The organism is Tabrizicola sp. TH137 (assembly GCF_002855575.1).
Taxonomy (GTDB): Bacteria; Pseudomonadota; Alphaproteobacteria; order Rhodobacterales; family Rhodobacteraceae; genus Paragemmobacter.
Window position 1 is genome coordinate 806,739 of the sequence record NZ_PKRQ01000001.1, and the last position, 12,187, is coordinate 818,925.

General features: G+C 65.4%; 10 protein-coding genes. 9 read left to right on the forward strand and 1 reads right to left on the reverse strand.

What is annotated here, in order from left to right; all coding sequences use genetic code 11:
* Window positions 1–234 precede the first annotated feature (234 nt).
* The gene (locus C0V75_RS04010) at window positions 235–1,512 is read right to left on the reverse strand and encodes an ROK family transcriptional regulator (RefSeq protein ID WP_101919906.1); all 1,278 of its coding nucleotides are present in this window, start codon (window positions 1,510–1,512) and stop codon (window positions 235–237) included.
* Between the two features lie 235 nt (window positions 1,513–1,747).
* Here C0V75_RS04010 and C0V75_RS04015 point away from each other — a divergent pair, with 235 nt between their 5' ends.
* The 9 genes from C0V75_RS04015 (at window position 1,748) to C0V75_RS04055 (ending at window position 12,186) form a co-directional block, all read left to right on the forward strand.
* A complete protein-coding gene (locus C0V75_RS04015) occupies window positions 1,748–2,773 on the forward strand; it encodes a substrate-binding domain-containing protein (RefSeq protein ID WP_101919575.1) in 1,026 nt (341 codons plus the stop codon).
* 153 nt (window positions 2,774–2,926) lie between these two features.
* A complete protein-coding gene (locus C0V75_RS04020; protein WP_101919576.1) occupies window positions 2,927–4,246 on the forward strand; it encodes a sugar ABC transporter permease in 1,320 nt (439 codons plus the stop codon).
* A gap of 14 nt (window positions 4,247–4,260) precedes the next feature.
* On the forward strand, window positions 4,261–5,025 hold the full coding sequence (locus C0V75_RS04025) for an ATP-binding cassette domain-containing protein (RefSeq protein WP_101919577.1): 765 nt from the start codon (window positions 4,261–4,263) through the stop codon (window positions 5,023–5,025).
* Window positions 5,025–6,461: a xylulokinase gene (gene xylB / locus C0V75_RS04030; protein WP_101919578.1), complete on the forward strand. Its 1,437-nt coding sequence runs from the start codon at window positions 5,025–5,027 to the stop codon at window positions 6,459–6,461. The genes C0V75_RS04025 and xylB overlap by 1 nt, the downstream gene beginning before the upstream one ends.
* Window positions 6,458–7,759, forward strand: a complete 1,302-nt coding sequence (gene xylA / locus C0V75_RS04035) for a xylose isomerase (protein WP_101919579.1) — start codon at window positions 6,458–6,460, stop codon at window positions 7,757–7,759. Before xylB ends, xylA begins: the two co-directional genes overlap by 4 nt.
* A gap of 70 nt (window positions 7,760–7,829) precedes the next feature.
* Window positions 7,830–8,858 (forward strand): L-glyceraldehyde 3-phosphate reductase, encoded by a 1,029-nt coding sequence (mgrA, locus tag C0V75_RS04040; RefSeq protein ID WP_101919580.1) that lies wholly within the window; start codon window positions 7,830–7,832, stop codon window positions 8,856–8,858.
* 109 nt (window positions 8,859–8,967) lie between these two features.
* Window positions 8,968–9,885, forward strand: coding sequence for a hypothetical protein (locus C0V75_RS04045; protein ID WP_101919581.1), 918 nt, complete (start codon window positions 8,968–8,970; stop codon window positions 9,883–9,885).
* Window positions 9,886–9,943: 58 nt separating this feature from the next.
* Window positions 9,944–10,798: a flagellar motor protein MotB gene (locus tag C0V75_RS04050; protein ID WP_101919582.1), complete on the forward strand. Its 855-nt coding sequence runs from the start codon at window positions 9,944–9,946 to the stop codon at window positions 10,796–10,798.
* Between the two features lie 77 nt (window positions 10,799–10,875).
* Window positions 10,876–12,186, forward strand: a complete 1,311-nt coding sequence (locus C0V75_RS04055; RefSeq protein ID WP_101919583.1) for a flagellar hook protein FlgE — start codon at window positions 10,876–10,878, stop codon at window positions 12,184–12,186.
* Window position 12,187: the final 1 nt, after the last annotated feature.

A 12,187-nucleotide genomic window follows, 5' to 3' on the forward strand; every position in this document is an offset into this window, starting at 1 on the left:
CTCGGCAGGCCACGTCAGCCCCGCCGGTCAAGGGGCGGCCCGTCGAACCTCTCCTGCCGCCGAAAACATTAACCTCTCGGCCGGCGCCGAACCTCGCAAACGATGAACCTTAACGCCCTTCCATTGCACCGCACGCTGCGTGGCCACAGTTTGCGGCACAGAATGCGGCACGCCCCGCGGTACAGCCGATGCAGCCCGAAAACGGCAGGGTGAAACCCCTTCGCCACCCGAATCCTACTGCGCCGCCAGCTCCCGCGCGGGAACCAGAATCCCCTCGCTCACGAAAGACAGGGCCAGCGCCGCCGCCCCATGCGCCCAAAGCAGGTCGCCCCAGGCATGGATCTCGATCGGCGGGCGCGGCCGCCCGGTCTGGATCGCCAGCGCCTCCATCTCTGCCAGCGTCTCCTGCGCATAAAGGTAATCATAGCGCATCCGCTCACCCGACAGGATGATCAGCGCCGGATCGAACAGGTTGATGACATTGGACAATCCCACCGCCAGATAGCGCCCCGCGCGGCGAAAGATCGACCGTGCCGCCGTATTCCCGGCCTTGGCATGGTCATAGAGCGACTCCAGCAGCACGCTGATCGACTGCCCCTCCCGATGCGTCCAGTTCAACGCCGTCGTCGCCTCGCGTGCCAGCGCATAGTCGGCGATGTAGGCCTCAAGGCATCCCCTCTGCCCGCAACGGCACAGCGCTCCGTCCAGTTGCACCTTGGTATGGCCCAACTCCATGCCAAGCCCCTGGGTTCCCCGGTAAATCCGGTGGTTGATGACATAGCCCATCCCCACCCCATGCTCGATGGTGACCACCGCGAAATCCGCCAGCCCCCGCCCCGCGCCGAACCACAGTTCCGCCAGCGTCACGAGGTTGGCGTCATTGTCGATCACCACCGGCAACCCCAACCGCGCCTGCGCCACCGCCGCCAGCGGCACCGCCCGATCCGACAGGACCGACGACCACATCACCATCCCGGCCACGGAATCGACAAATCCCGGCACCCCGATCCCCACCGCAGAAAGCTCACCCCGCCCCAGCCCCGCCTTGGCGCAGACCCGGTCCAGCAGCGTCTCGATAGCGGCCAGCATTTCGGGCATCGTCATCGGCCCGGGCCGCCGCGGGATCACGTCATCGGCGATCAGGTTGCCCGCGAAATCCACGATCACCGCCGTATGCTCGCGATCCGAAAGCTTCATCCCCGCCACGCGATGCGCGCCCGCCTTCACGCCCAGCAGGACAGCGGGCCGTCCCCGCCCCTGCTCGCCTTCGCGCAGGGCCGAAACCTCTTCGATCAGCCCCACCTCGATCAGTTCCTGCGTGATCGTGGTCACCGAAGCCGGGCTCACCCCCAGATCCTTCGCAACCTGCACCCGCGGAATCAGCCCCGCCGCCCGCACCCGTTCGAACACCTGCTGCCGCAGCGGCCGCAGCGAATCCGACAGTGGAGGAATCAGCGGCCCGCATCCCCGCCGCCCGTCCCCGGTCTCCTCCAGCGAAGCCTTCGGCAGCATTTCTTCGGCCTCCGAATAAAAAATCGGCAGATAGCCTGCCATAACCCGGTTAAGACTACGTTAGCAGACCGGTAAATGCTGCAACGCCGCATGAACAAGCCGCTTTGATGGGCAGTTCATGTTTCACCCACTAAAATTATTTTGACAACTGAAATTATTCGGGCCAATTTCCCGCACGTACCGACGAATCCGTCGGACCGGCCATACGCTGGCCGCATCCATAGGGAGGATACTTATGCGTAACGCAATCCTCGTCGCCGTTCTGGCGACGGTCGGCTTCTCTTCGGCCGCTCTTGCCGAGGGCAAGAAGATCGGCGTGTCCTGGGCGCAGTTCCAGGAAGAGCGCTGGAAGATCGACGAAGCCGCGATGAAGGCCGCCATCGAAGCCGCCGGCAACGAATACGTCTCGGCTGACGCCCAGTCTTCCGCCGAAAAGCAGCTGTCCGACATCGACGCGCTGATCGCACAGGGTGTTGACGCCCTGGTCATCAACGCCTGGGACAAGGACGCGATCGGGCCGGCCATCGAAAAGGCCGCTGCCGAAGGCATCCCGGTCGTCGGCTATGACCGCCTGATCGAAGACGCCCGCACCTTCTACCTGACCTTCGACAACGTCGGCGTCGGCCGCATCATCGCCGAGTCGGTCTTCGCGCTGGTTCCGGAAGGCAATTACGCGATCATCAAGGGCGATCCGGGCGACCCGAACGTCGGCTTCCTGCGTCAGGGCATGGAAGAGGTGATCGGCGCCGCTGTTGCCGAAGGCAAGATCACCATCGTCGGCGAAGCGAACTCGGACGGCTGGAAGCCCGAGAACGCCCAGCGCAACATGGAACAGATCCTGACCGCCGCGAACAACGACGTTGACGCCGTTCTCGCGCAGAACGACGGCATGGCCGGTGGCGCCGCTGCCGCTCTGGCCGCGCAGGGCCTGAACGTTCCGCTGGGTGGCCAGGACGGCGACCTCGCCGCCATCAACCGCGTGGCGCGCGGCACCCAGACCGTCTCGGTCTGGAAGGACGCGCGCCAGCTCGGCAAGGCTGCCGGTGAAATCGCCTCGGCTCTGGCCGACGGCACCGCACTGGACGCGATCCCCGGTGCGACCAAGTTCTCGGGTGGCGAGAAGGGCGTTGAAATGAACGCGATCCTTCTGACGCCGACCGCGATCACCAAGGACACCGTCAACCTCGCCATCGACGCGGGCCACATCTCGAAAGAGCAGGCTTGCGAAGGCGCGATGGCTGGCGTCGCCGGCTGCGAGTGATCCTCTGATCTCCGGAATGCCGGTCCCGCGCGGACCGGCATTCCCTTTCCTTTCCAAAGGGGGGCGACCACCCCCAAGCCGCGCCGTGCCGCGCCGCCCTCGCTGCATCCCATGCGATGCGCGACCGATCCCTCTCAACGTCAAGGACGGGACATGACCGACACAACCCATCAACCGCAGGCCCCCGGCAAGGAAGATGGCCTGATCGGCCGCTTTCTCCGCGCGACGGAACTTGACCCCCGACTGATCGGGATGGTCGGCGCCCTTTTCCTCATCTGGATCGGCTTCCATGCCTATGGCGCGCTGTTTCTCGGCGACGGGTCCTTCCTGACCCCGCGCAACCTGTGGAACCTCTCGGTCCAGACGGCCTCCATCGGGATCATGGCCACGGGGATGGTGCTGGTCATCATCACCCGCAACATCGACCTCTCGGTCGGTTCGATCCTCGGCGTCACCGGCATGTATATGGGCCTGCTTCAGGTCGAATGGCTGCCGCAACTGCTCGGCCTCGGCCATCCGGCCATCTGGGTCATCACGGTGATCTTCGGCCTCCTGCTCGGGGCGCTGATCGGCGCGATCCAGGGCGGCATGATCGCCTATCTCTCCATCCCCTCCTTCATCGTCACGCTGGGCGGCCTGCTGATCTGGCGCGGCGTGGCCTTCCTCGCCGCCGACGGCCGCACCATTTCACCGGTTGACCCGACCTTCGCCCTGATCGGCGGCGGCCCCTACGGCGCCATCGGCGCAACAGGAAGCTGGATCGTCTGCGCCCTCGGCTGCGCGGGGGTCATCTGGCTGGTGATGAACGGGCGCAAGAACCGCCGTCTGCACGGCTTCGCCCTGCGTCCGGCATGGGCGGAATGGTTCATGGGCCTTCTCGGCTGCGGCTTCATCATCGGCGCGACACTCGTCGTGAATGCCTATCCCTGGCCCAAGGGCATCCTTCAGCAGTATTATCAAAGCCTTGGCCAGGAAGTGCCCGAAGATGCCTTCATCGCCCATGGTTTTGCCTATCCGGTGCTGATCCTCGCCGTTGTCGGCATCCTCATGACGATCCTGATGACGCGCACCCGTTTCGGCCGCTATGTCTTCGCCATCGGCGGCAACCCCGAAGCGGCAGCCCTGTCGGGCATCAACACGCGCGCCATGACGGTCAAGATCTTCACCCTCATGGGGGGGCTGGCCGGCCTCGCGGGCGTGATCGCTTCGGCCCGCCTGAACTCGGCCACCAACGCACTCGGCGACCTTGACGAACTCTATGTCATCGCCGCCGCCGTGGTGGGCGGCACCTCGCTCGCCGGCGGCGTCGGCACGATCTACGGCGCGATCATCGGCGCGCTGGTGCTCGTCTCGCTGCAAACCGGCATGGTGCTCATCGGCTTCGGCGATGGCTCCTACCGCAAGATCGTCATCGGCGCGGCCCTCGTCATCGCCGTCTGGCTCGACATCGTCTATCGCAAGCGCATCAAGTAAGGGGGGACCAGAAGATGACCAATCCCAATCGTGGCACCCCTCTGGTCGAGATGCGCGACATCTCGATCTCCTTCGGCGGGATCAAGGCGGTCGATCATGTCACCGTCGATCTCTATCCCGGCGAGGTCGTGGGTCTTCTCGGCCATAACGGCGCAGGCAAATCCACGCTGATCAAATGCCTCTCCGGTGCCTATCAGCCGGATACCGGCGACATCTACATCAACGGCGAGAGGGTGGAGATCAACAACCCCCGCGACGCCCGCTCGCAGAACATCGAGACGATCTACCAGACCCTCGCGCTTGCCGACAATCTCGACGCCGCCTCGAACCTCTTCCTGGGGCGCGAGATCGTGAACAGCTTCGGCTTCGTCGATGAAACGAAGATGGAGGCCGAGACGCGCAAGATCATGGCGCGCCTCAACCCCAACTTCCGCAAGTTCAACGTGCCGGTTTCCGCCCTCTCCGGCGGTCAGCGCCAGTCGGTCGCCATCGCCCGCGCCGTCTATTTCAACGCCAAGATCCTGATCATGGACGAACCCACCGCCGCGCTCGGCCCGCACGAAACGCAGATGGTGTCCGAACTGATCCAGGAACTGAAGGCACAGGGTCTGGGCATCTTCCTGATCGAACACGACATCCACAACGTGATGAAACTCTGCGACCGCGCCTCGGTCATGAAGAACGGTCAGCTTGTCGGCACCGTCAACGTGAACGAAGTGACGGACGAAGACATCCTCGGGATGATCATCCTCGGCAAGAAACCGGCAAAGGCTGCGTGATGTATATCGGCCTCGACCTCGGCACGTCCGGCCTCAAGGGCGTGCTGATCGACGACGCGCAAAAGGTGCTGGCCGAGGCCAGCGCCCCCCTTTCCGTCTCGCGCCCCCACGAAGGCTGGTCCGAACAATCCCCCGCCGACTGGATCGCGGCGGCGGAAACCGTGATGGACGCGCTGGCACCGCATGGCCTGACCGGGGTCCGCGCCATCGGTCTGTCCGGCCAGATGCACGGCGCGACCCTCCTCGATCAGGCAGACGAGGTGCTGCGCCCCTGCATCCTGTGGAACGACACCCGCAGCCATGAAGAGGCCGCCGAACTCGACGGCGACCCGCTCTTCCGCCGCGTGACCGGCAATATCGTCTTTCCCGGCTTCACCGCGCCGAAACTGCTCTGGGTGCAGCGTCACGAACCCCGCCTCTGGGAAAAGGTCGCGCGGCTGCTGCTGCCCAAGGATTACCTCCGCCTCTGGCTGACCGGCGAACATGTCGCCGAAATGTCCGATGCCGCCGGGACAAGCTGGCTGGATACGGGCCGCCGCGACTGGTCCGACGACTGCCTCGCCGCGACAGGCCTGACACGCGCCCACATGCCGCGCCTTGTCGAAGGCTCCGAAGTCTCCGGCAAGCTGCGCGACGCGCTCGCCTCGCGCTGGGGCCTGCCCAAGGGCGTGGTCATCGCAGGTGGCGGTGGCGACAATGCCGCCTCCGGCGTGGGGGTAGGCGTGGTGAAGGCAGGCGATGCCTTTGTCTCGCTCGGCACCTCCGGCGTCCTTTTCGCCGCCAATGACGGCTATCAGCCTGCACCGGAAACCGCCGTCCACACCTTCTGCCACGCCCTGCCGAACACCTGGCACCAGATGGGCGTGATCCTTGCCGCGACCGATGCGCTGAACTGGTATGCGGGCCTTGTGGGCGATACCGCCGCCAACCTGACCGGGGGCCTCGGCGATCTCAGGGCGCCGTCCAAGACTCTGTTCCTGCCCTATCTCGGCGGCGAACGCACACCGCTGAACGATGCCGCCATCCGTGGTGCCTTCCTCGGCCTCGAACATGCGACGGACCGCGCCACCGCCACCCGCGCCGTGCTGGAAGGCGTCACCTTCGCCATCCGCGACAGCCGCGACGCGCTGGCAGCCACCGGCACGCGGATCGACCGCCTGCTTGCCGTCGGCGGGGGTTCGCGCTCCGACTACTGGCTCAAGGCCATCGCCACCGCGCTCGACATCCCCGTCCACCTTCCCGTGGCGGGCGATTTCGGCGGGGCCTTCGGCGCCGCCCGCCTCGCGCTCATGGCCGCGACCGGGGCCGGGGCAGAGATTGCCACCCTTCCCCCCATCGCGCGCAGCATCGACCCGGACCGCAGCTTGACCGCCGCCTTCGACGCAGGCCATGCCCGCTATCGCGCCGCACAATCCGCCATCAAGGGACTGACATGACCGACTTCTTCAAGGGCATCCCCCAGATCACCTACGAGGGGCCCGCCTCGACCAACGAATTCGCCTTCCGGCACTACAACCCGGATGAGGTGATCCTCGGCAAGCGGATGGAAGACCACATGCGCTTTGCCATCGCCTATTGGCACAGCTTCGCCTGGCCGGGCGGCGATCCCTTCGGCGGCCAGACCTTCAATCGCCCCTGGTTCGGCGACACGATGGCGCTGGCAAAGCTGAAGGCCGATGTCGCCTTCGAGATGTTCGACATCCTCGGCGCGCCCTTCTACTGCTTCCACGATGCCGACGTCCGCCCCGAAGGCGCGACCTTCGCGGAATCGAAGCGCAATCTCGACGAAATCGTCGATTACCTCGGCGAAAAGCAGTCCTCCCACAAGACACAGCTCCTCTGGGGCACCGCCAACATGTTCAGCCACCGCCGCTGGATGTCAGGTGCTGCGACGAACCCCGATCCCGATGTCTATGCCTATGCCGCCGCCACCGTGAAGGCCAACATGGACGCCACGCACAAGCTGGGCGGGGCGAATTACGTCCTCTGGGGCGGGCGCGAAGGCTATGAGACGCTCTTGAACACCGACCTGAAGGCCGAACGTGATCATGCCGGCCGCTTCCTGCAACAGGTGGTGGAATACAAGCACAAGATCGGCTTCAAGGGCGCGATCCTGATCGAACCCAAACCGCAGGAACCGTCCAAGCATCAGTATGATTACGATGTGGCCACGGTTTACGGCTTCCTCATCCAGTTCGGTCTGGAAAAGGAAGTGAAGGTGAACATCGAACAGGGCCACGCCATCCTCGCGGGCCACAGCTTCGAACATGAAATCGCCCTCGCCGCCGCCCTCGGCATCTTCGGCTCCATCGACATGAACCGGAACGATTACCAATCCGGCTGGGACACCGACCAGTTCCCCAACAACCATGCGGAAAAGGCGCTGGCCTTCTACGAAATCCTGCGCGCGGGCGGCTATACCACCGGCGGCACCAATTTCGACGCCAAGATCCGCCGCCAGTCGCTTGACCCCGAAGACCTCATCCTCGCCCATGTCGGCGGGATGGACACCTGCGCCCGCGCCCTGAAATCCGCCGCCGCGCTGCTTCAGGATGGCGCGCTGGAAAAGGCCCGCGCCGACCGCTACGCAGGCTGGGAGAAACCCGAGGCAAAAGCGCTGCTCTCCGGATCGCTCGAAGATGCGGCGGCAGTCGTCACGGCAAAGGGTCTGAACCCCGAACCGAAGTCCGGGCGTCAGGAACGGCTGGAAAACCTCTGGAACCGCTTCATCTGATACGCCCAACCCAAGCACACCCAGCGGCGGTGCGGCCCACGCGCCGCCGCTTTCCATGACGGAGGATCCCATGCGCTACACCCCCGCCGCCGACCGCTATTCCAGGATGATCTACCGCCCCTGCGGAACATCCGGGCTGAAACTTCCCGCCATTTCCCTCGGCCTCTGGCACAACTTCGGCCATGACACCCCGCATGACACCAAGCGCGCCATCTGCCAGACGGCCTTCGACCTCGGCATCACCCATTTCGACCTTGCCAACAACTACGGCCCGCCCCCCGGCAGCGCCGAAGAGGCCTTTGGCGAAATCCTCAAGACCGACTTCGCCGGATACCGCGACGAACTCATCATCTCCTCCAAGGCGGGTTACCTGATGTGGGACGGCCCCTATGGCGAATGGGGCAGCCGCAAGTACCTCATCGCCTCCTGCGACCAGTCGCTGAAACGGATGGGGCTGGATTACGTCGATATCTTCTATTCCCACCGCTTCGATCCCGACACGCCGCTGGAAGAAACCATGCTGGCGCTCGATCACATCGTCCGCTCCGGCCGCGCGCTCTATGTCGGCATCTCCAGCTACAACAGCCAGCGCACGCGCGAGGCCTATGCGATCCTCAAGGACCTCAAGACCCCCTTCATCATCCACCAGCCCAGCTACAACATCCTGAACCGCTGGGTGGAAACGGATGGTCTGAAAGACACGCTGGCCGACCTCGGCCTCGGCTCCATCGCCTTCACGCCGCTGGCCCAGGGCATCCTGACGAAGAAATACCTGAACGGCATCCCGGCAAACAGCCGCGCCGCGCAGGGCAAATCGCTCGACCCGGCCACGATCACCGACCGCGCCCTCGCCTCCGTCCGCGCCCTCGACGCCCTCGCACAAAAGCGCGGCCAGACGCTCGCCCAGATGGCCATCGCCTGGGTCCTGCGCAACGGCGGCATCACCACCGCCCTGATCGGCGCATCGAAACCCGAACAGGTCGTCGATTGCGCAGGCGCCATCCACAACCTCGACTTCACGCCCGAGGAACTGGCTGAAATCGACCGCATCAGCGAAGAGAAGGACATCAACCTCTGGGCCCGATCCTCGGCCGAATAGCGGGGCAGGAACGCCTGCCTTCGTATTTCCTTAACTCGGCCACGGAGTTGCGTTAGCGAAAGTTACCGCGCTGCGGGCTCCTCGCACCGGGATTAGGGAACAGGCCAAGATGACCGCCACGCTCGACAGCGCCCTCGGCTATGATCTGTTCCTCACCCCTCCGCCCCTCGGCGCGGCGATCACGCGCAGGGTGGTTGCCCGGCATCTGGGCCTTGATGCCGACAGCCTGCTGCGCCACCTCGCCACCCCCGGCGAACCCATCCGGCAAGGGCTGCCCGGAACCGAGGCAACCCGCCTCCAGTCACTTCTGCGCGCGACGGGATGGCCCGCCACGATCCGCCCCGCCCGCTCTGCCCCGGCGGTTGATCTCTCCTTGCAACCGGCGATCTGGGCCGATCTCTCCCGCCTCTCCCGCCGCCTTTCCGGGCTTCTGGGGCGGGAGGCGGGTTCCGTGCTGTCCGCGCTCCATCGCCCCGGCGGCCTCATCCTGCCCGCAGGCGATCCGCATCACGAAACGGTGCAGACCGCCGCGCGGCAGGGGCTTCCCGGGCTGAACCTCATCAGCGCCGATCCTGCGACCGCGCTTTACGATCTCTTCCCGACCCGGATGCTCGGCCCGTCCGAACGCGCCGCCATCACCCGCCATCTCTGCGCCTTCGAAACCGCATCCGGAGGCCTTACCGGGGCAGTGGCCGAAGGCCTCTCCGCACCCCTCTGCCAGGGCGCCATGGCCAAGCTCCGCAATGCCGGCCTGATCGCCGTCAACCGCGCCTTCCAGCGTTTCGAACTGCATCTCGTCGCCGTTTCAGGCTGGGTCGGGCGCGACCTTGCCGATTTCCTCGCCCTGCGCACCGGCCAGCCCCGCGCCCGGTTCGAGGTCATCTCGCCTACAGACCCGGTCGTCCTCGATACCGCCCTCACCCACGCCGTGGCCCGGCAGTTCTGCGCCGACTATGCCGCCATCGGCCTCTTCACCCGGCTGCATCTGCGCGGACTGCCCCGGAATGCAGAAAATCCGATCCGTTAGCCCGCAATAAACCCTCACCACCTAGTCTCATCCCCGGGTGTGAAAAATGGGGTGTGGAATGTCCGGGCAACGGAATGCGGCGCCTATTGTCGTCAAGCGCAAGAAGATCGTCGGGGGCGGGGGCCATCACGGCGGGGCCTGGAAGGTGGCCTATGCTGATTTCGTGACGGCCATGATGGCCTTCTTCCTGCTGATGTGGCTGCTGAACGCCACCACAGAACAACAGCGCGAAGGCATCGCCGATTTCTTCAGTCCGACGGTCCCCGTCAACCGCATCTCGGGCGGCGGCGACGGGGCCTTCGGCGGTGAATCCCTGCTTTCGGAACAGACGCTCGCCCTCAACGGCAGCGGCGCCTCGGCCAATACCCCGATCCAGACCACGCGCCCGCGCGCCGACGGCGGCCCGCTCACGCCCGAAGAGGCAGCCGAAGAAGCCGCGCTGCAAGAGGTGGAAAAGCGGCTGCTCTCCTATACCGGCGAAAGCATGATCTCCGACAGGCTCCGCCGCCATGTCGTCACCCGGCTTTCCGACGAAGGCCTCGTGATCGAGCTTTTCGATACATCCGATGCCGCCCTCTTCGCGGCCGAAACGGCGAAGCCCGAACCGCTCTTGCGCGACCTCCTCGCCGTCGTGGCCGAGGTGGCCGCCCTCGCCACCAACCGGATCGCCGTCAACGGCCATGTCCGCGCCTATCCCGCCCCCCTGCGAAACGATCCCGCATGGGATCTGTCCACCGCCCGGGCCGAGGCGACCCGCAGCCTGCTCGCCGATACGGCCCTCGGGTCGCGACGGCTGCATCGCGTCACCGGCTATGCCGACCGCAGGCCCGCCAGCACCGACCCGACCTCCGAACGCAACAACCGGATCGAGATCGTGCTGCTCCGCAGATCGGCGGGATTGCCTGACATTTGATGGATTAGCCGCCCATTAATCCCTGCTGCGCCATGATGCCCGCCGACTCGCAGGTTCGGCAGCAGAAAGGTGCACCCATGTCGATTTCTTCTTCGCTCAACGCGGGCGTGGCGGGGCTGAACGCCAATGCCACGCGACTGGCCACGATCTCGGACAATATCGCCAATTCCTCCACCTTCGGCTATCGCCGGGCCGAGGCCGATTTCGAAAGCCTGATGCTCGGCGATGTGGCAGGCTCCGGGGGGAAGTTCTCGGCAGGCGGCGTGCGCGCCTCGACCATCCGCCTCCTCGATGAAACGGGGCCGCTCGTCTCCACCGGCAATGCACTCGACATCGCCATTTCGGGCCGCGGGATGCTCCCGGTCCGCCCGCAGGCAGGGGACGGCGTCGATCCATCGGAAATGGCGATGCAACTGACCCGCACCGGGTCCTTCCGCGCGGATGAGGAGGGGTTCCTCTCCACGGCATCCGGCCTCGTCCTGCTTGGCTGGCCCGTGAGCCTCGATGGCTCCGTGCCGGATTTTCCGCGTGAATCCGACATCGGTCTTGTTCCCGTGCGCATCGACACCAATCAACGCGTCGGCGATGCCACCACCCGCGTGAACCTTGGCGTCAACCTGCCGGCCAACAACACCACGGCAGGCGGCACCGGCGATGCCCTGCCCCTGTCCATCGAGTATTTCGACAATCTCGGTGCGCCGCGCACGCTGGAATTCAGCTTCACGCCCACCATTCCCGCTTCGGGCAGTTCCAACACCTGGACCTTGCAGATCACCGATCCGCTCCAGGCCAATGCCGTGATCGGCGAATTCACCCTCGAATTCGATGCCAGCCGCGGCAGCGGCGGCGCGCTCGACACCGTCTCCGCGCTTTCGGCAGGCAGCTACGATGCCGCCACGGGGATGCTCTCGGTCAATCTGCTGGGCGGCCCGCTCGACATCTATATCGGCGCACCCGGCGACAGTGGCGGCCTGACCCAGCTCTCCGATGGTTTCGCCCCCATCGGCATCACCAAGAACGGCTCCCCGGTCGGCACCATGACGGGGCTGGAGATCGACGATGAAGGCTTCATCCAGGCCACCTACGATACCGGCTTCACCCGGCGCCTCTATCAGATCCCGCTTGTCGATGTCCCCAATATCAATGGCTTGCGGGCTGTCGGCAGCCAGACCTACCAGATTTCCCCCCAATCCGGCGCCTTCACGCTCTGGGATGCCGGAACCGGGCCCGTCGGCACGATCGAAGGCTTCTCACGCGAAGGCTCCACCACCGACGTCGCGGCGGAACTGACCGCGCTCATCGAAACGCAGCGCGCCTATTCGTCCAACGCCAAGGTGATCCAGACGGTGGACGAAATGCTCCAGGAAACCACCAACATCAAGCGATAGG

Excerpts from the sequence above, each read along its gene's own strand:
- C0V75_RS04010 (WP_101919906.1), bottom strand. The coding sequence starts at position 1,512 with ATGCTGCCGAAGGCTTCGCTGGAGGAGACCGGGGACGGGCGGCGGGGA.
- C0V75_RS04015 (WP_101919575.1), top strand. The coding sequence starts at position 1,748 with ATGCGTAACGCAATCCTCGTCGCCGTTCTGGCGACGGTCGGCTTCTCT.
- C0V75_RS04020 (WP_101919576.1), top strand. The coding sequence starts at position 2,927 with ATGACCGACACAACCCATCAACCGCAGGCCCCCGGCAAGGAAGATGGC.
- C0V75_RS04025 (WP_101919577.1), top strand. The coding sequence starts at position 4,261 with ATGACCAATCCCAATCGTGGCACCCCTCTGGTCGAGATGCGCGACATC.
- xylB (WP_101919578.1), top strand. The coding sequence starts at position 5,025 with ATGTATATCGGCCTCGACCTCGGCACGTCCGGCCTCAAGGGCGTGCTG.
- xylA (WP_101919579.1), top strand. The coding sequence starts at position 6,458 with ATGACCGACTTCTTCAAGGGCATCCCCCAGATCACCTACGAGGGGCCC.
- mgrA (WP_101919580.1), top strand. The coding sequence starts at position 7,830 with ATGCGCTACACCCCCGCCGCCGACCGCTATTCCAGGATGATCTACCGC.
- C0V75_RS04045 (WP_101919581.1), top strand. The coding sequence starts at position 8,968 with ATGACCGCCACGCTCGACAGCGCCCTCGGCTATGATCTGTTCCTCACC.
- C0V75_RS04050 (WP_101919582.1), top strand. The coding sequence starts at position 9,944 with ATGTCCGGGCAACGGAATGCGGCGCCTATTGTCGTCAAGCGCAAGAAG.
- C0V75_RS04055 (WP_101919583.1), top strand. The coding sequence starts at position 10,876 with ATGTCGATTTCTTCTTCGCTCAACGCGGGCGTGGCGGGGCTGAACGCC.